Genomic DNA, 24,788 nt, shown 5'->3' with positions numbered 1-24,788 from the left:
TAAACGATCACATCGGGCCGGATTCGGCGTCGCCCAGCGCCTTGGACTTGGCGCCGGTGCGATAGAGCAGCCAGCCGACCAGCACGAACACAGCGAGGCCGGCGATCTGGCCGAAATGGAATTTCTCGGGCAGCGCCAGCACGTCACCGCGCCCGGACACCACGATCGGAATCGCGATGAAGATGCCCATCAAGGCCTCACCGGTAATCAGACCCGCGGAGAACAGCGTGCCCGGGCGATGCAGGCGATCCCGCGCTTCCTCATTGCCACCGATCAGACCATGGCGGCGCTCGACCAGATACGACAGCAGGCCGCCGAGGAAGATCGGCACCATCAGTTCCAGCGGCAAGTAAATGCCGATGGCCGCCGCGAGCACGGGCACGCGGAAGTTCGAGCCGCGCTTCTTCAACACTTCGTCGAGCGCGATCACGATCGCGCCGATCACGCCACCGGCGATGATCATGTCCCAAGGCAGTTCGCCGCCAAACAGGCCCTTGGCGACGGACGCCATCAGTGTCGCCTGCGGCGCGTTGAGCGAATTCGGATGTTCCGGCGTGGCCGGTCCGATGCCGTAGGCGGTGGCGAGCAGATTCAGCACCGGCGCCATGATCAGCGCGCAGGAAAAGGCACCGATGCCGAGCATCAGCTGCTGCTTCCACGGCGTGGCGCCGACCAGATAACCGGCCTTGAGGTCCTGCAGGTTGTCGCCGCCGACCGCCGCCGCGCAGCACACCACCGCGCCGATCATGATCGCCGCAACGGCACCCAATGGAGCGCCGCCAGCGCCGATCGGGGTCCGCCCCTGATCACCGAGCAGAATCAACAGGACCACCGATGCGAACAGGATCGTCGCGATAGTGATGCCCGACACCGGATTGTTTGACGAGCCGACCAGGCCCGCCAGATACGCCGACACCGATACGAACAGGAAGCCAGCGACGATCATGATGATCGCCATCGGCACGCTGACATGCCACATGCCGACGATCGCCTGATACAGGCCCAGCAACGGCAGCACGAATACCAGCAACGCGATCAGCATCCACTTCATCGGCAGATCGCGCTCGGTCTCGGCGACGATATCACCAGAGCCCTTGCGCGCGGCGGCGATACCGCTCTTGATGCCCGACAGCAGTGATTTGCGCAGCGAGAACAGCGTCCAGATACCGCCGATCAACATGGCGCCGACGCCGAGATAGCGCACCTTCTCGCCGCGGATGATGCCGGCGGCCTCGAACGCGGTCTTGCCCACCAGTTGGGCCGCGAACGCCGGATCGGTATCCAGCAGGAAGGCGTGATAGATCGGAATCGCAATGTTGTACGACAGCACGCTGCCGGACAGCACCACGATGCCGATATTGAGACCGACGATGTAGCCGACACCTAGCAGCGCGGGCGACAGCCCCGTGCCCATGTAACCGAGATACTTGCCGAAGAAGCCGGCGCCGGCCGCGTTGTCCGGGATCATGCGCAGGCCGCTTTCGGCCATCAGTTTGACCACCGCGCCGATGGTCGCTGAAATGCCGAGAATTTTCAGGCCCGGGCCGGGATTCTCGCCGGCCTTGAGCACTTCCGCCGCCGCCTTGCCTTCGGGGAACGGCAGCGGTTCCTCGACGATCATCGAGCGACGCAGCGGCACCGAGAACAGCACGCCAAGCAGGCCGCCGAGGCCGGCGATCGCCAGCACCCATGAATAACGGAAGTCCTGCCAGTAGCCGAGGATGATCAGCGCCGGGATCGTGAAGATCACGCCCGCCGCGATCGACGAACCCGCCGAGGCACCGGTCTGCACGATGTTGTTCTCGAGGATCGTGCCGCCGCCGAGCAGGCGCAGCACGCCCATCGAGACGACCGCCGCGGGGATCGCGGTGGCGATGGTCAGGCCGGCGAACAAGCCCAGGTAGGCATTGGCCGCGGAGAGGATCACCGCCAGCACCATCGCCAGCAGTACGGCCCGGAAGGTCAATTGCGGCGGCGCCGGCTTGTTCATTTTCTAGCCTCAGAACCAAATTAGCCCGCCAAGCTAATCGCTGGCAGAGGGCAAGTCCAGTGCCCGGCTTTCAGGCGCCTGCGCCTGAAAGCCCCCAAAGTTTGCTGGGCAAACTTCGGGCCCCGGGGCTCGTTACCTCCAAATCCCCGCCGCTTCGCGGCGCCCCCTTTACCAAAGGGGGCTGTTCTCCAGCAGGCGTCGACATCGGCAATGCGCTTCCACGTTCCCAGGAAGGAAAACGGCGAGGCGTACTCCGTCTTACAATCGCGCACTTTCGCACGGAACCGAAGCGTGTCCACCAGCAGCCTCAGCGAAATCCCCGCACGCGAAGATTTCCTCGGGCACCCAAAAGGCGTCTACGTCTGCTTCTTCACCGAAATGTGGGAGCGCTTCTCGTTCTACGGGATGAAGGCGCTGCTGCTGTTGTATCTGCTCAAGCACCATGGCTTCGGCGACGACGCCGGGTACGACCTGATCGGCGCCTACGGCGGCCTGGTCTACGCCGTGCCGGTGATCGGCGGCATGATCGCCGACCGCTGGCTCGGCATGCGCAAGTCGGTCGTGCTGGGCGGCGTGCTGCTCTGCCTGGGCCATCTCGGCATGGCCGTGGAAGGCGAGCAGGCGCGAATGATCAACGGCGTGATGGTGCGCGATGAAACCGCGCTGCAGGTGTTCTATCTGTCGCTGGCATTGATCGTGATGGGCGTGGGCTTCCTCAAGCCCAACATCTCCACCATCGTCGGCAAACTGTATGCGGAAGACGATCCACGTCGCGATTCCGGCTTCACTGTGTTCTATGCAGGCATCAATATCGGCGGCCTGTTCGCCGGCCTGGTGTGCGCTTTTCTCGGCGAAACCTACGGCTGGAAATACGGCTTCGGCGCGGCCGGAGTCGGCATGGTGGCGGGACTCGCCATGTTCCTGTGGGGACAACGCTATCTCCACGGGCATGCCGAGCCGCCCGATCCGGGCAGATTGCGCGACAGCATTGGCGGATTGCGGCGCGAATACTGGATCTATCTCGGCACCTTCGCCGGCGTGTCGCTGATCTGGCAATTGATCCAGCGCAATTGGACCGTGCAGGGCGCGATGCATCTGGTCACGCTCGCCTTCGGCCTGTGGTTCGTGTGGTTCCTGATCCGCCACTGCAGCAAGGTCGAACGCCAGCAGATGATCGCGCTGCTGGTGATGATTCTCGCGGTGCTCGTGTTCTTCACTCTTTACGAGCAAAGTTACGGCTCCTGGGTGACCTTCACCGATCGCCTGATGACCAAGGACATGTTCCCCTCCCTGGCCAGCGACGCCAGCGGCACCCTGCCCTGGTCGCTGTTCGTGATGGCCGCCAGTCCGATCCTCATGGTGATCGCGCTGCGCGCGAGCGATCACGGGGATCGCACGCGCGCACTCGCGATGGTCTGGTTGCTGGTGATCGGCATGGCCGTGGCCTGTTTCCGCGACGTCGTGCTAGTGCCGCAGACCGCGGGCTCCCTCACCTTCCTCGGTTCGTTCTTCATCGTGCTGCTGTCGCCGCTGTTCGCCTGGCTGTGGCCGTGGCTGGAACGACGCGGGCGCAATCCGAGCAAGCCATTCAAGAGCGGCATCGGGCTGCTGTTCGCCGGGCTGTCGTTCCTGCCGCTGCTGATCGCCGCGCAGACGGCCGGCACCGGCGTTCCCGCCAGCGTGTGGTGGCTGGTGCTGGCCTATCTGCTGCTGGAGATCGGCGAGATGTGCCTGTCGCCGATCGGATTGTCGGCGGTCACCCAGTTGTCGGTGGCGCGCGTGGTCGGCCTGATGATGGGCGGTTTCTGGCTGGCGACCGCGTATTCGGAGTTGCTGGCCGCGCAGTTCGGGAAACTGGCATCGATCGAAGTGCCGGAAGGCACGGCGATGAACATTGCCGAGGCCGCGTCGAAGTACGCGCACCTGTTCTCGCTGATGCTGTGGATCGGCTTGGGCTGCGCCGTCGTTGCCTTCACCATCGCGCCGCTGCTGCGGCGGATGATGCATGGCGTGAAATGAAGCGGGCCGGAGAGTCCGGCCCGCTGGGGTTCGCTTATTTCGAAGATTGCGCTGATGCCGCCACCGCGCCTCCAATGTTGCGACCAAGAAAATCCAACAACTTTGTATAGAACTCCGCCCGATGGGACTGGGTATAGAAACCATGCCCTTCGGTCGAGTAATACAAAGTTTCGACCGGCACGTTAGCGGCTCGCAGAGCTTTCTCCATCGCTTTGGTGTGCTCGATCGGCGCACGTAAATCTTCGCCGCCGGCAGCGAGGAACACTGGAGCCTTGATGCGGTCAGCCATGCGGCTCGGCGAAATGGGCCCGAGGGCATCCTTTTCACCGATCCACTTACGTATGTAGTCTTCACCAGACTCGCTATCTTGTATATCGCCGCGTTTGTACATCATCGGCAGATCGTACACACCGACATATCCCGCCACGCATTTGTAGAGTGAGGGCTCCTTCGCCGCCCCCATCAGCGCGGCATAACCGCCATAGCTTGCGCCATACATGCAAATGCGGTTTGCATCGGCAATACCTTCGCGAATCGCCCATTTCGTCGCATCGGTCAGATCGTCTTGCATCTTCCCGCCCCACTCCCGTGCGCCTGCTTGCTGGAAGGCGCGGCCACGGCCACCAGAACCACGAAAATTGATCTGCAATACCGCGTAGCCTGCACCCGCAAGCATCTGAGCGTCATCGTCATATTGCCAATCATCGTAAATGCCGATGGGTCCGCCATGCGGGAGCACAACCATAGGCAAGTTCCGCGCTTCCAGACCGACCGGGAGCGTAATGTATCCCTTTAGCTCCAGGTCATCGCGCGCCCGCACAGTAATGGAGCGGCGTTCGCCTCGTCGCTTGGGATCAATCCATGGGCGCGTATTAAGCAAGAACGCAGCGGTTTTGACCTGTGTGTCGAAGACATAGAACTCATCTGCCTGCCGGTCTCCGCTCACCTGCACCAGTGCAAGCTTGCCGTCACTGGTATAGGAAGTGATGAATGGTGAGTGTTCCGGAAATGCCGCTTCGAGTGATCTATACAGCCTTGCCTCCGGAGATCCCGCGTCGAAAAAGGCCGTATGCAACTTACCGACGTGATAACGCGCCCCCACGGGAATCGAAGTTCCCTGCCGATAGATGATCTTGCCTGGGTCGGCATCAGCATCTTGCAGCACATCCTTGCGCGCCTTGGACTCCATGTTTACCGATATGATCTTGTTAGGACCCTTGGCTTGTTCAACTAGGATATAAGCAGTCTGGTTGTCTTCGGCAAAGCCGATGGGAGCTTCAGCATGGCCGCTGATGCTTTCATCGTTGATCAGTTCCCAATCGGTATCAACTCTGGGACGGTGATACAACTTGTTTACATTGTCGACGCCCCTTCCATAAACGAAGCGCACCTGGCCAGCATTGTCGGTCACAAAATTGGCATTTCGGATAGGCGCGCGTGCAATCTGCCTGCGCTTCCCGCTTCGCACATCCATGACCTCAGCGCGTGAGGCATAGTCAGCCCCGTACGTACTGGCCGAGATCACCACATTGTTTTCATCGTGCGGCAAATCATCGATTAGGAAAGCTGCGACAGCTTCGTTTTTCTTGGTGACGATATTGGTACCAGTCGTCATCACATCGACGCTCTGGCCAACCAATATTTCGGCATTCTTGCCATCAGCATCAACGGCGTAAAGATCGCCAGTCAGCCGCGGCTGATCCATTGCGCCAATTTTTCTCGCTGTGCTGATTAATACACGTTCTGGGTTCACCCATGCAAAATCGTAAACGATGGTGTTTTTTCCAATACTGAATCCACCAGTTACTTTATTGTCGGCCCGGCGCAGGATGACCAGCCCCGTCCTGTCCTCGAACGGAATGGTGGCGGCGTAGTATTCGCCGGTCGGCGAGATCTTGATGTCTCCGAATTCGGCCTTCTTGATGTAAGGCGTGATGTCGAATTGTTTGACCGGCTTGTCCTGTGCCGTTGCTGACATCGTGAACGTCAGCGCCAACGGCAGGAATGCGGACGATGCCGCCTTGAGTACTCGCTTCATGATGCCCCTCTAGTCTCTGCTTTACCGCTTATCGACGGTGATATGCGTCGGTGAACGGCGAACTTCCACCCCACCGGCAACCCGGCCGCTGCGATCCGCAACGGCCGGTGCCGGCACTACTTCATTTCTTTGCTGTTTCTGATGCCGCAGCTGTCGCCCCACCATTCCCGATATGCTTGTCGAAGAACGACAGCATCTTGGTGTACAGGTTGAGATTGTTCTCTTCCTTGTAATAGCCGTGCATCTCGCCGGACTGGATGATCATCCCTTCGGGCGGATTGCCCGCGGCCGTCAATGCCTTGTTCATCGCCTCGGTGTGCTCCGGCGGGCAACGCGGATCGCGCGCGCCGGCGGCCAGATAGACGGGCAGCTTGATCTTGTCGACGTAGTTGATCGGCGACATCGCATCCTGCTCCGCGCGGGTCTTGCCGAAAGCGCGCAGCAGGTAGCGGCGGCCGTCTTCGCGTTCGCTGGTGTCGCTCTTGTCCATCTGGATCTGCGCGTCATACAGACCGACGTAGCCAAAGGCACACTTGAACAACCCGGGATCACGCGCCGGTGCCATCAAGGATGCATAACCGCCAAAGCTGCCGCCGTAGATGCAGATGCGGTTCTTGTCCGCATATCCCTGCTGCACGGCCCAGTTGGTGGCATCGATGACGTCGTTCATGATGCCCTGCGCCCACTGGCCGTAGGCCTTGTCCTGGAAGCCCTTTCCGAAACCGCCCGAGCCACGGTAATTCACCTGCAGCACGAGGTAGCCGCGGCTGGCCAGCAGCTGCGTCTCCCAGTTGAAGCGCCAGTCATCGCGCGGCCCCATCGGACCGCCGTGCGGATTGACGATCATCGGCAGGTTCTTGCCGTTCGATCCGTTGGGAATCGTCAGATAGCCGTAGATCTTGAGCCCGTCACGCGTGGTGAGCGCGAAGGATTTCACGCTTGCCATCTTTTTCTGATCGAGCCACTTGCGACCCTGCAGCAGGAAGCGTGCCTTGCCGGTGTCGCGATCGTACAGATACAGCTCACCGGGATTGCTGTCGCTGTAGACGGAAACGACGATCTTCTTGCCATCCGTGGTCGCACTCGAGAAATCGACGAACTGGCCAGGGAATGCCTCTGCCAGCGATCCGTAAATCTCGGCATCCGGATGCTTCTCGTCGATCATGGTGACGCGAGGCGCGCCAGCCTCGGTGACCACCGCCAAAATCGTGCCGCCGTCGGACGCTTCGATATATCCGGCGGGATCGGAAACGGGGTCCTGGAACAGGCTGCGGAACTCGCCGCTGGACTTGTCGATGGTGCCGAACGCCTCTGGCTTGTTGCCGTCGCTCTGGGTCGCGTAGATCGTGCCGTCAGGTGACGCGCTCACCACCGAGAGCATCTTGCCCGAAGACTTGGAGCTATTGAGCAGCTTCCACTTGCCGCTCTCCTCGCGCACGTACAGCTCGTTCTGCGAGTCGTAGTCGCCCTCCTCGTTCTCGCTGTCGTGGCAGATCGCGTAGCGCGGTTGCTTGGCGTCATCGAGCACGATCTCGCAATTCCCACGTGGCGCGCGTGCCAGCGACTTGCGGCGACCGCTGATCGTATCCAACAGCACTATCTCGGTGCCGACGTCTTCCGACGAACGCGGATAGTTCACGCTCATCACGACGTTGGTATCGTCGTCCCTGAGAGTGTCCAGCAAGGCGAAGCTTTCGCTGCCGGTCTGCTTGCCGCGCTGCGTGACATCGCGCGTTCCGTAGAACACGAGCGGGCGCGGCTGCGAGCCATCGGCATTCACGCCATACCATTCGCCGGTACCGAACGGTCTTGCGAAACGTCCGACCTTGCGCACGGAATTGAACAGGAGCCGCTCGGGGCTCACCCAATAGAACTGTCCGACGCTCTTGTCGTCGGGCAGCTGATTGAGTTTGACCAGGCTCAGATCCTTGGTGCGCATCACCGCGAGGACGTCCTGCTCGCCCTTGTCGACGGTCATGGCCAGGTATTCGCCGGTTGGCGAAATCTTGACCTCGCTGTAGGTCGGATGCTTGACGAACTCGCTGATCGGAATCTGATCAGCGGCAAGCGCCGAAACGGATGACGCAGTGGTGGCGACAGCAACGAGCGCCGCGAACGCGGTGACACGTGATTTCACGAATTCCCCCTAGACACGTCCTTGACCAATCGGTCGGTCGGGCGATTCTAATGTCAGCCTGGGGCGAGGTCACCCAAAACCCGGGCCAGGTCCTGCTGCCAGAGCGGCAATTGCAGGGACAGGCCGGCTTCCAGGCTCGTGCAGTCCAGCCTCGAATAGGCCGGGCGCCGCGCGGGCGTGGGGTATTCGGCGGTGGTGATCGGCTTGACGGCCGGCGGCGCCTTGCCGAGCAGCCCCTGGGCGGCGGCCTGCGCGATGATCGCCTCGGCGAAGCCATGCCACGTCGTTTCCCCGGCCGCGGTCAGGTGGTGCACGCCGCGGAAGGACGGCTGCGCCACAGCGCGCGCGGTAACGTCCGCAATCAAGGCGGCGGATGTCGGCGTGCCGACCTGATCGGCGACGACACGCAGCTCGTCGCGTTCCTTCGCCAGGCGCAGCATGGTCAACAGGAAGTTCTTGCCGTGAGCGGCATACACCCAGGCCGTGCGCAGGATCAGGTGACGGGCGCCGCTGTTCTGGATCGCCTGCTCGCCCGCCAGCTTGCTGGCGCCGTAGACGCCGAGCGGCGCGGTCGGGGCATCTTCGCGGTAAGGATGCGTCGCGGTGCCATCGAATACGTAGTCCGTCGAGTAATGCACCAGCGGCACGTCGCGCCTGGCGCAGGTGTCGGCGATCACGCGCGGCCCCTCGGCATTCGCGCGGAATGCCGCCTCTTGGTCCTGCTCGGCACGATCCACCGCCGTGTAGGCGGCGGCGTTCACGACCAGATCGGGCACGATGCGATCGATCAATGCGGCCAGGCTCGCCGGCTGATCGAAATCGGCCGTCTCGCAGGGCACGCCGCCCGGCAATTCACCGCCGCGCGTGGCGGGCACGACTTCGCCGAGCGGCGCGAGACTGCGCCGCAGCTCGGTCCCGACCTGTCCGTTGGCGCCGAACAGCAGGATCTTCAAGGCGTACCCTTCGCCGGCACGTAAACCGGCAGGCGCGCTTCCGGCACGTCCGCGAGCAGCGGCGCGCGCGTGTCCTTCTCCGACAGGAGCGGCTCGGCCACCGGCCAGTCGATCGCCAGCTGCGCATCGTTCCAGCGCACGCCGGCGTCGGCGTCGCGGTCGTAGGTCTCGGTGCAGAGATAGGTGAACGTGGCGAATTCGCTCAGCACGGCGAATCCATGCGCGAAGCCTTCCGGAATCCAGAAATGACGGCGGTTCTCGCCGCTCAGCACCACCGCCGTCCACTTGCCGAAGCTCGGCGAACCGCGACGGATGTCGACGGCGACATCCCATACCTCGCCTTCCAGCACCGACACGTATTTCCCCTGCGGCTTCGGCCACTGGTAATGCAGGCCGCGCAGCACGCCACGCGCCGAACGCGAGACGTTGCCTTGCACGAAGTTCGGCGTCAGCCCATGCGCGGCAAGCTTGTCGCGATTGAACGATTCGAAGAAATAGCCGCGGTCGTCGCCGAACACTTGCGGTTCGAGCACCACGCAACCCGGCAGATCGGTCTCGATCACTTTCATGGCACGTGCCCGCGTTCGGCCAGGCTCAGCAGGTACTGGCCATAGCCGTTCTTGGCGAGGGCATTGCCCAGCACTTCGAGCTGCGCGTTGTCGATCCAGCCGTTGTTCCAGGCGATCTCTTCCGGACAGCACACGCGCAGCCCCTGCCGCGCCTCGATGGTTTCGATGTAGTTGGAGGCTTCCAGCAGCGATTGATGCGTGCCGGTATCGAGCCAGGCGTAGCCACGACCGAGCTGCTCCAGATGCAGGGCATTCTCTTCGAGATAGCAGCGGTTGAGATCGGTGATCTCCAGTTCGCCGCGCGCGGACGGCTTGAGGCTCGCCGCGAAATCACTGGCGCGCCCGTCGTAGAAATACAGACCAGTGACCGCATAGTTCGAACGCGGCTTCGCCGGCTTCTCTTCCAGGCCGATCACCTTGCCGGCGTGATCGAATTCGGCGACACCGTAGCGCTCCGGATCCTTGACCCAATAGCCGAACACCGTCGCGCCTTGATCGCGCGCATCCGCGCGCTTGAGCAGCGCGCTCAGGCCCGGGCCGTGGAAGATGTTGTCGCCGAGCACCAGACAGCTTGGCTTGCCGGCGACGAATTCCCGGCCGATCAGATAAGCCTGTGCGAGTCCGTCCGGGCTTGGCTGTACCGCGTATTCGATGCGCATGCCCCAACGCGATCCGTCTCCGAGCAGGCTCTGGAACAATTGCTGCTCGTGCGGCGTGTTGATGATCAGGACTTCGCGAATCCCCGCCAGCATCAGCACGCTGAGCGGGTAGTAGATCATCGGCTTGTCGTAGACCGGCAGCAGCTGCTTGCTGATCGACTGGGTGATCGGATACAGCCGGGTGCCGGAACCACCCGCCAGAATGATGCCTTTGCGTTCAGTCATAGATTGCCTTTAGGAAAGTCCGCGCCAGCCGGACAGGCTCTTACGAAGGATCAGGTTTTTGGAAAGCCCGCACTTGAATCTGCGGGCTCTTGCGAGGAACTCGGCTTACGCCGCATTGCCGATTCGTTCGAGGCGGTAACTGCCATCGAGCACACGCCGCACCCACGCCTGATTGGCAAGATACCAATCGACCGTATCGGCAATCCCCTGCTCGAAGGTGTGCGCCGGCGTCCAGCCAAGCTCGCTTTTCAGCTTGGAGGCATCGATCGCGTAACGCCGATCATGACCGGGGCGATCCTTGACGTAGGTGATCTGCGAGTTGCGCGGCTTGCCGTCCTCGCGCGGACGGCGCGTGTCGAGCAGCGCGCAGATCGCGTTCACCACTTCAATGTTCTGGCGTTCGGCATCACCACCGACGTTGTAGGTCTCGCCGACGCGGCCGCGTTCGAGCACGGCGCGAATCGCCGAGCAATGGTCGCCGACGTAGAGCCAGTCGCGCACGTTCTTGCCGTCCCCGTAGATCGGCAGCGGCTCGCCCGCGATCGCCTTGGCGATGACCAGCGGGATGAGTTTTTCCGGGAACTGGTACGGACCGTAATTGTTCGAGCAATTGGTGGTCAGCGTCGGCAGGCCATAGGTATGGTGGAAGGCGCGGACCAGATGGTCGGAAGCCGCCTTCGACGCCGAGTACGGCGAGTTCGGTGCATAGGCCGTCTGTTCGGTGAACTTGCCGTCATCGCCGAGCGAGCCGTAGACCTCGTCGGTGGACACGTGCAGGAACCGGAATGCCGTGGCCGCTTCGCCCTGCAGCGACTTCCAGTAGTCGCGCGAGGCTTCCAGCAGGGCCAGCGTGCCGACGACGTTGGTCTGGACGAAGGCGCCGGGGCCATCGATCGAACGATCGACATGGCTCTCGGCGGCGAAGTTGATCACCGCGTCCGGACGGCGCTCGGCCAGCAACCGGGACACCAGGGCGCGGTCGCCGATGTCGCCTTGAACGAAGGTATAGCCCGGACGCCCCTCGATCGATGCGAGGGTGTCGCGATTGCCGGCATAAGTAAGGGCATCGAGGTTGATGATCTCGATCCCTTTCGCAACCGCTTCCAGAACGAAGTTACCGCCGATGAATCCGGCTCCGCCGGTGACCAGCCAGGTTGGCATGCAGGGGGACTCCTAACGAAGTAATGCGAACCCGGCCGAGCGGCCGGAACAAGAATCCTGAACGAAATCAGGGCAAGGCCGGCATTGTACATGGCGCGATATGTAGCCCCGGTGCAGAGCCGGAGCGCCATCACGGTTGCTTTGGAAATCGTTTCCAAGTTGATGAAGACGCGTCCTGGCACACATGTGTGGCTTGAACACATACGGATTTCGTCTCATCCGGCGTCATAACCAATGACTGGGGTGATGCAGGTCCGCATGCCGCGATGCCGGTCACCACGATCGATCGAGCATGGGGGGCGATGCAATTCAAATCGTGGTGCGCACGAGTTCTTCGGCTGCCTGGGTCTGGAACCGGTTCCATCATCGCCGCCATTCCGGGCCGCGCCTGATGCGTACACGTTCGCCGAATTTGACAGTCGACATAGCTTGTTTTGTCGACCGCTAGACAAAATTTGGTCGCTTGTCAAGTAGTCGGTTGGCGCGCATGATGCTCGGTATCCCCCCGATCGCACCAGCGATATCAGCCCTGTTCCGGCTGGAGTCCGGACACCCAAGAAGCCAGGTTCCGGATGACGCAGCCAGTAGTAGAGATCGACAACCCGATGCAAACCAACAGAGGCGTGAGACAACCGCCCGCGGACAAATTCCACGCGCGGCGCGCCGAATTGGCGGAAGCAGCGCTGGAAACGCTGGGCGAACTTGGCTACGCGCGCACCAGCCTGCGCGAGATCGCGCAAAAGTCGGAATTCACGCACGGCGTTCTTCACTATTACTTCACGGACAAGCTGGATCTGATCACCTGCAGCATTCGCCACTACAAGGCGAAATGCGTCACCCGCTACGACGCGGTGATCGCTTCAGCGCAGACGCGTGAAGAATTGCTGGAAGGATTCATCGACAGGCTCTCGGAGACGATCCGCGAAGAGCCGCGTATGCATTGCCTGTGGTACGACCTGCGCTCGCAGGCGTTGTTCGAGGACGGATTCCGCGGCGACGTGGCGGAGATCGACCACAAGCTCGAGGACATGGTCTGGCGCATCATGAGCCGATACGCCGAGCTCGGCGACCGCGAGCTCATGATTTCCTCGAGCGCGCTCTACGCGTTGTTCGATGGGCTCTTCCAGCAGTATCTGCTGCGGCATGTGTCGAACGATCCCGATGCGGTGCCCGAACTGCTGCAGGAAGTCCGGCGCCTGATGCCGATGGTCGGCTGACCGCGAAGACATCTCCCCTCCGGCAAGCACCGCGGGCACGGGTATCGCTGGCCCTGGGGCGGCGCATCGCTTCGACAACGCAGTCCCTCGGCCGCATCGTTCTAGCGGGAATACATCGTCCCGTCTTCACGGCATCGCCTTGACGCGTCGTCCGCGTACATTGCGCGAATCCATCCACCGCTGTTGCTTCCATGACCCCAAATCCATCGGTGTCGGGCGCCACGCCCATCGACATCGCCGCGCTCATCGACAAGCGCAAGATCGGCGCATTCCAGATCGGCCTGTTCGCGCTGTGCGGCTTGTGTCTGGTCATCGATGGATTCGACGTGCAGGCGATGGGCTATGCCGCGCCGGCGATCCTCCAGGACTGGAAGATCGACAAGGCCAGTCTCGGCCCGGTCTTCGGCGCAGGATTGTTCGGCATGTTGATCGGCTCGTTGGTGTTCAGCCCCGTCGCCGATCGGATCGGACGTCGCCCCGTGCTGATCGGCGCCACGGTGTTCTTCGGTGTGTGCATGCTCGCCACGGCGCACGTCGGGACGATCGACGGCCTGCTGGCACTACGTTTCATCACCGGCATCGGACTCGGCTGCATCATGCCCAATGCCATGGCGCTGGCGGGAGAATTCAGTCCGTCGCGAAGCAAGGCTTCGATGATGATGATCGTCTCGTGCGGATTCACGCTGGGCGCGATCGCGGGCGGACTCGTGTCGGCGATGCTGATTCCGGCATTCGGATGGCGCGCGGTGTTCCACGCGGGCGGCATCGCGCCGCTGGTCCTCGCGGCCTTCATGATTGTCTATCTGCCGGAATCCTTGCAGTTCCTGGCGCTGCGCGGCGGACGGGAGGCGCGCATCACCGCAAGCCTGAAGCGCATCGCGCCTGATTTTCGATTCGATGGAGATGTTCGATACGCGATACACGAACAGGCTTCCACTGGAATCCCGATCGCACGCCTGTTCCAGGACGGCCGCGTTGTCGGAACGCTGCTGCTGTGGGCGATCAACTTCATGAACCTGATCAACCTGTATTTCCTTTCGAACTGGCTGCCGACATTGATCCACGATGCCGGACACGCGACCACCTACGCGGTGCTCGCGGGAACCACGCTGCAAGTGGGCGGCGCGATCGGCACACTGGCGCTCGGCTGGATCATCGATCGCAAGGGGTTCGTCCCGGTGCTGGTGGCCTCGTTCCTGCTGGTGACGTTCGCGATTGCGGCGATCGGACAACTCGCGGCGGAGCTGATCCCGGCATTCGTCGTGATCTTCATCGCCGGCTTCTGCATCGTCGGCGGACAGCCCGCCGTCAACGCGCTCGCGGCGAATTACTACCCGACCGCGTTGCGTTCCACCGGCATCGGCTGGAGCCTCGGCGTCGGCCGTGTCGGTTCGATCATCGGGCCCGTGTTGGGTGGCGCGCTGATCGGCATGCAATGGTCATCCACATCCTTGTTTCTCGCCGCCGCAATGCCTGCGGCGGTGTCGGCGATTCTGATGCTGGGCATGAAATCCCGAACCACATCTACACATAGGCATGCTTCGCCATGATCATCGACCATCTCGACCATCTGGTGCTGACGACGACGGACATCGACGCCTGCCGGGATTTCTACACCCGCGTCCTGGGCATGCGCCTGGAAACCTTTGCCGAAGGCCGCATCGCGTTCCGCTTCGGCAATCAGAAGATCAATCTGCACGAGCGTGGGCACGAGTTCGAACCGAAAGCGCACCTTCCAGTTCCGGGAGCGCTGGATCTGTGCTTCATTGCCGCCGTCGGCCTGGATGAAGTGATCGAGCATCTGCGCCGGGAATGCTGTCCGATCGTGGAAGGACCGGTGCAACGCACCGGCGCCACCGGCCCGATTCGTTCGGTATACGTGCGCGATCCCGATCTGAATCTGATCGAGATATCCGAATATCTGTGAAATCGCCTCGGGGTCTGCTTCCGATCGTTTGGCCGACGATCGCATCAGGATCAGCTACGCGCCCTTGTCCTTGGCGCGGCGACAGCGAGCGCGAAGATCGCGAGACCGAGCACGGCCGCCAGCCAGAACGGCAAGACCGGCCGCCAGTCGAATAACGCGCCAGCCAACGCGGTCGCAGTCGAAAATCCCACCGTATGCGCCACTGACAGCGCGCCGGCCACTCGTGACTGCCCTGCTTTCCGGGCCGACAACGAAGCCAGCGCGGTGTAGGTCGGCACGAGCAGGGCGCTGGCGATGCCAAGTGCCGCGAATCCCAGCCAGATGCCGCTCATGTTCGATGCCAGCGCGAACGAGATGCCGGAAAGCGCCAGAGCGCTGGCGCCAGCCCACAGCATTGCGCGTCCGGGACGGCAACGCGGCACGATCCACAGCTGCAGCACGATCACGATCGCCGCCGTCGCGGTGAGCATCCAGCCCAGAGACGCGGATGCCGCCGTCGACGACAGGCCGAAATGCACGCCGAGCCATGGCCCCGCCGCATACTGGATTTGCCCGAGCGCAGCCTGCATCGCGAAGGCCAGCGACAGCCACAGCCCGATCGAACGCCAGGGGAGTTTCGTCTTCTCGATCGCGCCGGCATGCCTCTTCGCGGTTCTGGCCAGCGGCAATGCAAGCAATGCGGGACACGCCGCCAGACTCAACAACCACAGCGGCCCATCCTGGCTAAGCCAGAGACTGACGGCCGCCAGCGCAGGCCCAAGTAATCGCCCCAACGTGAGCCCGGCCGACAACCGCGACAGCACAGCTAGACGTTGCCCGGGCGTGGAAAGATCGGCGAGCCAAGCCTGGCAGGTCGGCACCAGGCCGGACACCGTCAGCCCATACAGCACGCGCCCGGCCAGCAGCATCGTGTCGTGCCCTGCCCAATGCGGTCCACGACCGAGCTGCCACAACAGCAATCCATGGCTGAGCGCGAATCCGAGCAAGCCCACGGCCACCACCGCGCGCCGTCCGATGCGATCGGAGCATCGACTCCATGCCGGCGCGCCGATCAGGAACAACGCCGAACCGATCGCGAATGCGGTGGCGACACGCGCTGGCGACAAGCCGGTGCGTTCGAGCAGCACGGGTACGAACGTCAGCAGCGTCGTCTGCCCCAAGCCCATCACCAATACCGACGCGGCAAGCACGATCACCGTGCGTCGATCGACGCTTTCGTACTGCTGCTGATCGCGTGCGGATGCCGCCTGCGGCGCGAGGGACGCATCGGTAATCGCGATTTCTGTTGCGTCCGCTCGACTCGCGTCGTGCACTTTCACCTGCCGTATACAAACCTTTCTGTCACCCGGAATTTTAAGCGAAAGTCTTTATTTTGCAAACGATAATCGTTATCTTTTGACCACTTTCCGGGACAGCAGTCCCCACTCCAAGCACGCTCCCCCGACGTGGACACTCTCTCGATACGCCGCGAATTCGCTTCGCTCAGCGCTTTCATGAATTCGATTTGCCGCGAGTGGCCGGCCGCCACATGGCTTGCGCGCGACGAACATGCCCTGGCACAAGCTGACGGCGCATTGCACCTGCCGCTCACCCGCCCTGCCGGTGCGTTGCTGATCCCCGTCATGCATCGTTCGCCGGCGGGCCGTCATCGTTTCGCTGGCACGATCCATCTCGTGCTCGCGAATGGCACGGAGAGTGAAATCGATTTCGCGCAGGCGGTGGCCTTTCTCGCCGCGGAACCATCGCTCGCGCCCGGTGCCAGCGATCGCACGCGACGCCTGTTTCTGCGTCGCGTGCTCGACAGTGCAGCGAATGTGCTCGATGCAGAGTTCGAGCGTTCCGACGAACTGTCGAAACTGGCCTGGCCGGAGGCGGACTATCTCGCTGCCGAACAGGGATTGGTCTACGGCCACGCGGTGCATCCCACGCCGAAGAGCCGAGATGAATTCACGCGCGAGGACCTCGCCCGCTATAGCCCCGAATTCGGCGGCCGCACGCCACTGTGCTGGTTCGCCCTGCGCGAGGAAGCCTTGTGGCATACCGACGTCGGCGCCGGACATGCCGGTGGCTCGGCTTCGGATCAGATCTCCGCACTGATCGAAGCCGACCCGGCACTGGCGATGATGGCGGCGAAATATCCGCATGCCGAAGGCTGGCAGTTGCTGCCAGTGCATCCATGGCAGGCGCGCCTGCTGCGCCAGAACGCGGCTTATCTGCACTGGCGCGAGTGCGATCGCCTCGTGGATCTTGGCGAAGCCGGCGCCGACTGGTTCCCGACCTCATCGCTGCGCACGCTCTACGCGCCGCATGCGCCGGCGATGCTGAAATTCTCGCTGTCGGTACGGCTCACCAATTCCAAACGCGTGCTGCAGCCGGCTGAAGTCGCGCGCGGTCGATTGATCCACGGCGCATTCGCCAGCCGCATGGGACAGGCGCTGCGCGAGGAATGCCCGACGATCGGCATCCTCCACGAAACCGCCGCGCTCGCGCTCGCCGCACCGGATGGAAGTCCGCTGCCTGAAAGCTTCGTGATCTTCCGCGACAACCCGTTCCGCACCGGCGCCACCGCTTACACGATGGCGACGTTCTGCCAGGACGGCGTCGCCGGTCTGCCCTCGATGGCCGCGCGCCTGGTCCAGCGACTCGCCGACGATGCCGGCCGCTCCGTGCCCGAACTCGCATCGGAATGGTTCGGGCGTTTCCTCGACGTCGCGCTGAAGCCGTTCCTGATCGCGCAAGCCGATTATGGTTTTCTATTCAGCGCGCATGCGCAGAACACAGTGCTCGAACTCGAGGCGGGTTGGCCGGCGCGGATGTGGTTCCGCGACTGCCAGGGCACTACTTTCCACGCCGATACCATCGCTGCGCTGGCGACGGAAGTTCCCGGTATCGAAGCAGCGAGCGAACTGAGCTTCGACGAAGCCGCCACCAACCGCCTATTCGGTTATTACCTGATCGTCAACAACGTGCTCAATCTGGTGTCCACGCTCGCGGCCGACGGCGTCGCGACCGAAGCAGCACTGCTCTCGCGCATGCGCGAGTTCCTGCACGCGCTGCGCGCGCGACGCGCCTTCCAATATCCCCATTTCATCGACTACCTGCTGACCTCCCCCGAGCTGATGAGCAAAGGCAATTTCATGATCTGTTTCGCCGACTTGAACGAAACCACGCAGCCGGAGGGATCGTTCCGTTCCTACGTGCCCTTGCCCAATCCGCTCGCGGAGGCACAGGCATGAGCCACTATTGCCTGCCGCTTGGCGATGGCCGCGTCGCCCATGCCACACGTAGCGGCGCAGGCTATGCCCTGATCATCGGAGGCAAGCCGCAGGCGTTGCTGACGACTGTGGCGTCGGATCCGCAGCAGATCATCTTGCGCGGTCCCGCTCCCGGTGCCGATACGCTCGCCCTGATTCCCGTCCTCGCCGAACTGTTCTGCCGGCAGCCGGAACTGCAAACGGTGGCATTGGAACTCGACTGCGACCACACCTATGCCGCGGCTGCCACCCGCGCCGGCGTGGCCACCCAGGCGAGCGCGATCGACTCCCGCTGGCGCCTGCAAGTCGAACGCGGCAGCTTCTGGCAACACCCGGCGCTGTGGCTCACCGCGACGAATTCCGCCGGCATGGCGCTGCGCTACACGATGACCGGCGAGAAGCGCCACCCGCTGCGCGCGCCGCAGGCACGCGGCACGGTCTATCGCCGTTATCTTCCGGATCTGGATATGACGTTGAGTTTCCGCGTCGCCGATCTCAAGCGAGATCTGGACACGTTCCATGCCTGGATGAATCAGGATCGCGTGCACCGCTTCTGGGAATTGGCGGGCGATCGCGAGTCGCATGCCCGCTATCTGCAAGGCCAGCTCGATGATCCCAAGGGACTGCCGCTGATCGCGGAATTCGACGACGAACCCTTCGCCTATCTGGAAACCTACTGGGCCAAGGAAGACCGGCTCGCGCCGTTCTACGACGTGCGCGACTTCGATCGCGGCTGCCATGTTCTGGTCGGCAACAGCCGCCATCGCGGCCCGGCCAAGGTCACCGCGTGGATGCGGGCGATGTGTCATTACCTTTTCCTCGACGACCCACGCACGCAGCGCATCGTCGGCGAGCCGCGCGTGGACAACACGCGTTTCATCGACTATCTGCAGGCACAGGGCTTCGCCAAGCTCAAGGAATTCAACTTCCCGCACAAGCGCGCAGCGATGGTGGTTCTGGAGCGAGAAGCGTTCTTCGACCAGTACGGTCCCTGGGGTGAGACATGAACGCTGCCCCGCGATTCGAACAACTTGACGTTGAACAAGACATCATTGAGCAGGGCTTGACGACACTGCATTCCCCCGCACTGTGGCGCCGCGCCAACGTGCGCATGATCGAAAAGGCGCTCTCGGAACTGAGTTTCGAAGGCGTGATCGTGCCGCAGGTGGAAACGACGGACGGTGGCACCCAGGTGTTCACGCTATCGTTGGATGACGATGGCTTCCGTTGGCACGGCCGAATGAACCGTTGGCAGCAGCCGATCATCGTGTCGGGCAGCGTGGTCGATCTGTCCAATGGTGAGTCGGCCACAGATGCCACGGCCGTGCTCGCCGCGGTACTGGCGCCGTTGAAACTTCCTGCGATCACGCTTGCCAACTACCTGCGCGAAACCCTCAACACGCTTGCCACCGATACGCAAATGCTGGCCTCGCGCGAAGGGCTGCGTGCCATCGATTGGCTGGCACTGCCAGGTGATCGCCTGCAAAGCCTGCTCGATGGCCATCCCAAGGCGATTCCGTCCAAAGGCCGCATCGGCTGGGGCATCGAGGACAACCTGCGCTACGGCCCCGAACGCGCACCGGCATTCCAATTGCAATGGCTGGCCGTGCGTCATGACATGGGGCACCTCAACTCCACGCGTGACTGGGACGCCGATCGCCTGATCGCGGCAAGCTGCGCGCCTTCCGAACAGGCGCGTCTGCGCGAGCGGCTCGCCGCCGCCACAGCGCGGCCGGAAAATTACTGGCTGATGCCGGTGCATCCCTGGCAATGGCAGGCGGTGATCGCATCGCAGTTCGCGCAGCTGCTTTCCGACGGACGCATGATCGCGCTCGGCGAAGCCGGTGATCGTTACACGCCGCAACAATCCTTGCGCACACTCAACAATGTCGATCGGCCGGAGCAGCCCAATCTCAAGCTGCCTCTGACGATCCTCAACACCTCTGCGTATCGCGGCCTGCCCGCGCGTTATCTCGCGATCACGCCGGCGCTTTCCGATTGGCTGCAAGGCCTGTTGGCCTCCGACGCACTGCTGACCGAGTGTGACACGGTGGCTTTGGCCGAGCCGGCAACCGCCTTCGTGCCGCATCCCGTGTTCCACGGACTGGAAGGCGTGCCTTATCAGTTCGACGAAATGCTGGGCGCGGTCTGGCGCGAAAGCACCGAACAGCGTCGTGCCGGCGGGCAACGCATCCTGATGGCTTCGGTACTGCAGCAATGCGACGACGACGGCGTTCCGCTCGCGGCCGATCTGATCCGCGCCTCGAAACTGTCGACACACGAATGGCTGACGCGCCTGTTCGACTTGGCTGTTGTGCCGCTCTACCACTTGCAGGCGCGATACGGGCTCGGCTTCATCGCCCATGGCCAGAACCTGATGCTGCGTTTCGAGCACGAGGCACCCGCCGGCATTCTGCTCAAGGATTATCAGGGCGACCTGTTCCGCGCCGATGCCGCCTGGGCCACGTCCGAAGGCCTCGCGCCTGAAGTATGGAATGCATTGCCAACGATGCCGCCGCACTACCTCGTGCACAACTTGTGGACGGGACTGTTCGCCAGCGTCTTCCGCTTCATGGCCAGCGCGTTGCACACGCACGGCACATTCGACGAGGAAGCGTTCTATCGCTTGCTGGCCGAGCGCCTTCACCGTTATCAGGATGCGCATCCGGAACTGCTCGAACGCTTTGGCGAGCTGGACCTGTTCACGCCACAGATGCCACGGCTATCGCTCAACCGCGCACGCTTCGCCGCCGGCTATGGCGACTCGGCCGAACGACCGATCCACGCGCGCGGCCCCGATCTCCCCAATCCGCTGCTGTTCGCGACGACCTGAGACCCTCCCCCATGTCCGAACTCATCGACATCGCCGGCATCGGCGCCGGCCCGTTCAACCTCAGCGTCGCAGCCCTGCTCGCGCCGCTGGAACATGTGCACAGCCGTTTCTACGAGCGACGCACACGCTTTTCCTGGCATCCCGGCATGATGCTGCCAGGTGCGAAACTGCAGACCTCCTTCCTCAAGGACCTGGTCACCGCAGCCGACCCGACCAGCGATTACAGCTTCCTCGCCTATCTGGTCGCGCACCGGCGCTTCTATCGCTTCATCAACGCCGAATTCCAGTCGATCGAACGCCGCGAGTTCGCCGATTACCTGCGCTGGGTGGCCGAACGCCTGCCCAACCTGCGCATGGGCGTTGATGTGCGCGAAGTTCGCTTGGGTGAACATGGTTTCACCCTGCTGCACGCGGATGCGAGTCGCACGCATGCACGGCATCTCGTCGTCGGCACCGGCGCCAGTGCGCATGTCCCGGATTGGGCGCGGCCGCATGACTCGCACACGCACTGCCTGCACAGCTTGCGTTATCTGGATCGCGTGCCCGATGTCGAAGGCCTGCGCGTGGCGGTCATTGGTGGCGGTCAAAGCGGCGCCGAGATCGTGCTCGATCTGCTGTCAGGTGCACGTGGCAGGCCAGGCTCGATCACCTGGGTATCGCGGCGGCAGACCCTGGAGGCGCTGGACGAATCTCCGTTCTCCAATGAATTCTTCACTCCGCACTACGTCGATGCCTTCCATCGATTGCCCGCCGCGCGCAAACCGCCGATCGTGACGCGACAGAAGCTCGCCAGCGACGGCATCTCGCCGACGACGCTCACCCAGCTCTACCAAACGCTCTACAACGAAAGTTTCCTTGGCAGCGATGCATCCGGCGAACGAAACGATCGCCTGCGCATCCTGCCGCATCGCGAAGTGCGCACCATGGAACGAGAGGGCAATGCCTGGTCGCTGGTCGCGCACAACGGTTTCGATGGCGGAAACGAGCGCATCGATGCTGATGTGGTGATCCTGGCAACCGGCAATCAGACCTCACTGCCGGAGTGCCTGGAGCCCTTGCGCGACCGCCTGAACCTCGACGCCGAAGGACGCTATCAGCTGCATCGCGATTTCTCCGCCGATTGGGATGGCCCGGCCGAGCACCGCATCTACATCCAGAACGGCGGGCGCTACAGCCACGGCATCGCCGATCCGCAGTTGAGCCTGACCGCCTGGCGTGGCGCGACGATCGTCAACTCCATCCTCGGTCGCGCGCATTACGCGACCGAAGATGCAGCCCTGCCGATCGAGTGGGCGACTCGCGACAGTGCCGAGCCGCAGCCATCGCAAGTGCAGCGTGTGGCGTGACACCCTCACCCCAACCCCACTCCCGCAAGCGGGAGAGGAGTTAAGGCAAGGGCACTCTTCTCAAATTCTCCGCTTACCCGCCTTGTTAAGCCCGTCTCCCGCTTGCGGGAGTGGGGTTGGGGTGAGGGCTTGCCTCAGTAACGGATGCTGTAGCTCAGCCCGAACGTCCGGCCGCGGCCGCGGAAGTCGAACGTTTCCTTCGCCGCCAGCGCGCCGTAGTACACCTGGGCGCGTTGTCCCCAGATCGTCGTGTAATCCTCGTCCAGCAGGTTCTGCACGCCGAAATTGAGAGTGCCCTTCGGCAACTGCCAATGGCCGACGAGATCGACCGTCGTGTACCCGTCGAGTTCGCGATCGTCGCCGTCTTTCAAGTCGAAGCTGCGCAACGCCTGCAGACGGACGCCGATGCGATCCCCTTCCCAACCCGCGAAGGCGCCAAGCTTGGACGGGCTGGCATCGGTGACGGCTGCGCGTTCCCAGTTGCCTGCCTCATTCTCGTTCTCGGTGCGAATGGCCAGCACGTTGCCGCCGACCTGCCAACCGCCATGGAGGCGCCACGTCAATTGCGCTTCCACGCCGAAGTTGCGCACCTTGCGTTCGATCTGGTCGATGGCGAGCGTCACCGGCACCAGCACGATGTCGTGATCGGACCAGGCATAGAAAGCCGCGGCCTGCAGATCGAAGCTTTCGCCGTACTGACGCCAGCCAATTTCGACTTGCTTGGTCTTGATCCCATCCAACGGTTCGTTGCTGACACCGACGCCGTTGAGCAAACGCCAGTGCGCACCATCCAGCACATAAGTGCCCTGGCCGTAGTACTTGCCCGGATCCGGCACCTGGAAACCTTCCGTATAGTTCGCCCACAGCTGACGCTGCTTGTCGAACGCCCACACCGCGCCGACATTGAACAGATCCACGTCGTAATCGTTCCTACCACCGGCGATCGCGTCGGCGCTGGTGCCGATGTTGTTCGCCATCGCGGTCTGCTGGCCGGTGGCGACGAAGTCGCCGACTTCGATCTTGGTCTGCTGATGGCGCCAACCGGCGTTCAGACGCAAGGCCTCACTTACCTGCCACTGCGCCTGGATGAAGCCGGAAACCCCATCGACTGTGTACTTCGGATAGCGGCCAACCTCGGCCACCTGGCGCATGACGAGGCCGCCGCTGGCGGACGCCTGGCGGGTGTCGAACAACACCTGGCTGGAATCGAATGTTTCGTGGTCGACGTCGAAACCGTAGGTCAGGCCAAAATTGCCCCACTGCTTTTCCAGCACCGCTTTGAAACCGGACAGATCCGTGTTCTGCTTCGATGCCGAGTAGTAGGACAGACCGCGTCGGTTATCGATGCCATCGCCGTCAGTATCGCCAACATTGAGACTGAGCGTTCCCGGGAAGGGGTGAAAGTCCAGTTTTTCTGATCGTGCGAACACCTGCAGATAGAAATTCTGCCCGCCAAGTACATCTTCCGCACGGAAATCGGCATTGACCTGCCGACGCCGGCTCTGCGGTTCGACGTCGGAATCGAAACCGTCGCGGACTTCGATCAGTTCTGGACGCGGTGGCCGACCGAGCGCGCCGACGAGACCGGGTCCCAGGTACAGGCCGCGATCTCCCTCATAGCCTGAATCGTAGACCTGTCCAGTCAACCGCAGCGTCTTGCCATCGCCGAAGTCGAAATCGAGGTTGCCCATCACATCGAGCGACCTGTTGTATTGCAGGTCGGTCTGAGTGATGTCCATCAGCACCTGTTTGCCGTTGGCATCGTAGGCGGCGCCGTTGTCCTGATAGGCCACAGCGAGGCGGCCGGCCAGGGCACCGTTGCCGCCGGAGATCGATTGCGCCACGCGCAGGTCATGATCGCTGCCGGACTCGAAGCCGCTGCGCACGCCCACTTCGGTCTCGAAGGCCAGGCCTTCCCCGCCACGCTTGGTAATGATGTTGATGATGCCGCCAGTGGCGCCACCGCCGTAGATCGCGCTCGCGCCGGAGAGCACTTCGATGCGCTCGATGTTGAACGGATCGATGCTGTCGAACTGGCGGCTGATCGCGCGCGAACTGTTGAGCGAAACACCATCGATCATCACCAGCACGCTGCGGCCGCGCAGGTTCTGGCCGGCGTTGGTGCGGCCCTGCGGGCCGATGTCGAGTCCGGGAATCAGTTGCGACAGCGCTTCCTTCAACGGCACGCCGGCGCGGAACTGTTCTTCCAGCTGGGCCTGATCGATGACCCAGACGGTGCCGGGAATGGCACTGATCGATTGCGGCGTGCGTGATCCGACCGCGACCACGCGTTCGAGTTCGGTGGTCTCGGCGGCGGCAGTGGCATGGGAGGACAGCGCGAGGAGGACTGCGGTGGCGAGGGGGGCAAAGCGGAGCGAAGACAAGGCCGGAATTCCGTTAAATTCATGTTCCTACATTGTAAATGAGAATTAATGTTAATTAGCAATATTTCTCATTCCT

Annotated in this window: 17 protein-coding genes; 8 read left to right on the top strand and 9 right to left on the bottom strand. The window is 62.7% G+C overall.

Translation table 11 applies throughout. From position 1 onward, the window contains the following. Nucleotides 1-7 precede the first annotated feature (7 nt). Nucleotides 8-1,990 (bottom strand): OPT family oligopeptide transporter, encoded by a 1,983-nt coding sequence (locus tag AC1RNP_RS05435; RefSeq protein WP_493050228.1) that lies wholly within the window; start codon nt 1,988-1,990, stop codon nt 8-10. Between the two features lie 291 nt (nt 1,991-2,281). Between AC1RNP_RS05435 and AC1RNP_RS05430 the strand changes: the two genes are divergently transcribed. Beyond that, nucleotides 2,282-4,009, top strand: a complete 1,728-nt coding sequence (locus AC1RNP_RS05430) for a peptide MFS transporter (protein ID WP_493050227.1) — start codon at nt 2,282-2,284, stop codon at nt 4,007-4,009. A gap of 34 nt (nt 4,010-4,043) precedes the next feature. Here AC1RNP_RS05430 and AC1RNP_RS05425 read toward each other — a convergent pair whose 3' ends face one another. From AC1RNP_RS05425 to rfbB, 6 genes are all read right to left on the bottom strand, one after another. After that, nucleotides 4,044-6,047, bottom strand: coding sequence for an alpha/beta hydrolase family protein (locus AC1RNP_RS05425; RefSeq protein ID WP_493050226.1), 2,004 nt, complete (start codon nt 6,045-6,047; stop codon nt 4,044-4,046). A gap of 121 nt (nt 6,048-6,168) precedes the next feature. Continuing rightward, nucleotides 6,169-8,184 (bottom strand): alpha/beta hydrolase family protein, encoded by a 2,016-nt coding sequence (locus AC1RNP_RS05420; RefSeq protein ID WP_493050225.1) that lies wholly within the window; start codon nt 8,182-8,184, stop codon nt 6,169-6,171. A gap of 53 nt (nt 8,185-8,237) precedes the next feature. Further along, nucleotides 8,238-9,137, bottom strand: a complete 900-nt coding sequence (gene rfbD, locus AC1RNP_RS05415) for a dTDP-4-dehydrorhamnose reductase (RefSeq protein WP_493050224.1) — start codon at nt 9,135-9,137, stop codon at nt 8,238-8,240. After that, nucleotides 9,134-9,706 carry a dTDP-4-dehydrorhamnose 3,5-epimerase gene (gene rfbC / locus AC1RNP_RS05410; protein WP_493050223.1) on the bottom strand — a complete coding sequence of 191 codons (573 nt, stop codon included), beginning with the start codon at nt 9,704-9,706 and terminating at the stop codon, nt 9,134-9,136. The genes rfbD and rfbC overlap by 4 nt, the downstream gene beginning before the upstream one ends. Continuing rightward, nucleotides 9,703-10,590: a glucose-1-phosphate thymidylyltransferase RfbA gene (gene rfbA / locus AC1RNP_RS05405; protein WP_493050222.1), complete on the bottom strand. Its 888-nt coding sequence runs from the start codon at nt 10,588-10,590 to the stop codon at nt 9,703-9,705. The genes rfbC and rfbA overlap by 4 nt, the downstream gene beginning before the upstream one ends. 105 nt (nt 10,591-10,695) lie before the next feature. Then, on the bottom strand, nt 10,696-11,751 hold the full coding sequence (rfbB, locus tag AC1RNP_RS05400) for a dTDP-glucose 4,6-dehydratase (protein WP_493050221.1): 1,056 nt from the start codon (nt 11,749-11,751) through the stop codon (nt 10,696-10,698). A 605-nt stretch (nt 11,752-12,356) separates the two neighbouring features. Between rfbB and AC1RNP_RS05395 the strand changes: the two genes are divergently transcribed. The 3 genes from AC1RNP_RS05395 (at nt 12,357) to AC1RNP_RS05385 (ending at nt 14,895) form a co-directional block, all read left to right on the top strand. Further along, a complete protein-coding gene (locus AC1RNP_RS05395; protein WP_493050220.1) occupies nt 12,357-12,968 on the top strand; it encodes a TetR/AcrR family transcriptional regulator in 612 nt (203 codons plus the stop codon). 191 nt (nt 12,969-13,159) lie between these two features. Beyond that, the gene (locus AC1RNP_RS05390) at nt 13,160-14,518 is read left to right on the top strand and encodes an MFS transporter (RefSeq protein WP_493050219.1); all 1,359 of its coding nucleotides are present in this window, start codon (nt 13,160-13,162) and stop codon (nt 14,516-14,518) included. Further along, nucleotides 14,515-14,895, top strand: a complete 381-nt coding sequence (locus AC1RNP_RS05385; RefSeq protein WP_493050218.1) for a VOC family protein — start codon at nt 14,515-14,517, stop codon at nt 14,893-14,895. The genes AC1RNP_RS05390 and AC1RNP_RS05385 overlap by 4 nt, the downstream gene beginning before the upstream one ends. Nucleotides 14,896-14,945: 50 nt before the next feature. On the opposite strand, the gene AC1RNP_RS05380 is transcribed toward AC1RNP_RS05385, so the two are convergent. Then, complete coding sequence (locus AC1RNP_RS05380; protein ID WP_493050217.1) at nt 14,946-16,214, bottom strand: MFS transporter; 1,269 nt, start codon at nt 16,212-16,214, stop codon at nt 14,946-14,948. Nucleotides 16,215-16,388: 174 nt separating this feature from the next. On the opposite strand from AC1RNP_RS05380, the gene AC1RNP_RS05375 reads away from it, so the two are divergent. From AC1RNP_RS05375 to AC1RNP_RS05360, 4 genes are read left to right on the top strand one after another with little or no spacing between them, the layout of a single operon-like run. Next, nucleotides 16,389-18,131 (top strand): IucA/IucC family protein, encoded by a 1,743-nt coding sequence (locus AC1RNP_RS05375; RefSeq protein ID WP_493050216.1) that lies wholly within the window; start codon nt 16,389-16,391, stop codon nt 18,129-18,131. Further along, a complete protein-coding gene (locus tag AC1RNP_RS05370) occupies nt 18,128-19,156 on the top strand; it encodes a GNAT family N-acetyltransferase (protein WP_493050215.1) in 1,029 nt (342 codons plus the stop codon). Before AC1RNP_RS05375 ends, AC1RNP_RS05370 begins: the two co-directional genes overlap by 4 nt. Nucleotides 19,157-19,212: 56 nt before the next feature. Next, on the top strand, nt 19,213-20,982 hold the full coding sequence (locus AC1RNP_RS05365; protein ID WP_493050214.1) for an IucA/IucC family protein: 1,770 nt from the start codon (nt 19,213-19,215) through the stop codon (nt 20,980-20,982). 11 nt (nt 20,983-20,993) lie between these two features. After that, nucleotides 20,994-22,328, top strand: a complete 1,335-nt coding sequence (locus AC1RNP_RS05360) for a lysine N(6)-hydroxylase/L-ornithine N(5)-oxygenase family protein (RefSeq protein WP_493050213.1) — start codon at nt 20,994-20,996, stop codon at nt 22,326-22,328. Nucleotides 22,329-22,462: 134 nt separating this feature from the next. Here the strand turns inward: AC1RNP_RS05360 and AC1RNP_RS05355 are convergent, their stop codons facing one another. After that, the gene (locus AC1RNP_RS05355) at nt 22,463-24,712 is read right to left on the bottom strand and encodes a TonB-dependent receptor (RefSeq protein WP_493050212.1); all 2,250 of its coding nucleotides are present in this window, start codon (nt 24,710-24,712) and stop codon (nt 22,463-22,465) included. Nucleotides 24,713-24,788 lie beyond the last annotated feature (76 nt).

The sequence above is a fragment of the Luteimonas sp. GW821-FHT14E02 genome (assembly GCF_058803905.1).
This window is presented reverse-complemented; position numbering and strand designations above follow the sequence as displayed.

Excerpts from the sequence above, each read along its gene's own strand:
- AC1RNP_RS05390 (WP_493050219.1), top strand. The coding sequence starts at position 13,160 with ATGACCCCAAATCCATCGGTGTCGGGCGCCACGCCCATCGACATCGCC.
- AC1RNP_RS05360 (WP_493050213.1), top strand. The coding sequence starts at position 20,994 with ATGTCCGAACTCATCGACATCGCCGGCATCGGCGCCGGCCCGTTCAAC.
- AC1RNP_RS05375 (WP_493050216.1), top strand. The coding sequence starts at position 16,389 with ATGAATTCGATTTGCCGCGAGTGGCCGGCCGCCACATGGCTTGCGCGC.
- rfbC (WP_493050223.1), bottom strand. The coding sequence starts at position 9,706 with ATGAAAGTGATCGAGACCGATCTGCCGGGTTGCGTGGTGCTCGAACCG.
- AC1RNP_RS05435 (WP_493050228.1), bottom strand. The coding sequence starts at position 1,990 with ATGAACAAGCCGGCGCCGCCGCAATTGACCTTCCGGGCCGTACTGCTG.
- rfbB (WP_493050221.1), bottom strand. The coding sequence starts at position 11,751 with ATGCCAACCTGGCTGGTCACCGGCGGAGCCGGATTCATCGGCGGTAAC.
- AC1RNP_RS05395 (WP_493050220.1), top strand. The coding sequence starts at position 12,357 with ATGCAAACCAACAGAGGCGTGAGACAACCGCCCGCGGACAAATTCCAC.
- AC1RNP_RS05370 (WP_493050215.1), top strand. The coding sequence starts at position 18,128 with ATGAGCCACTATTGCCTGCCGCTTGGCGATGGCCGCGTCGCCCATGCC.
- AC1RNP_RS05385 (WP_493050218.1), top strand. The coding sequence starts at position 14,515 with ATGATCATCGACCATCTCGACCATCTGGTGCTGACGACGACGGACATC.
- rfbA (WP_493050222.1), bottom strand. The coding sequence starts at position 10,590 with ATGACTGAACGCAAAGGCATCATTCTGGCGGGTGGTTCCGGCACCCGG.
- AC1RNP_RS05425 (WP_493050226.1), bottom strand. The coding sequence starts at position 6,047 with ATGAAGCGAGTACTCAAGGCGGCATCGTCCGCATTCCTGCCGTTGGCG.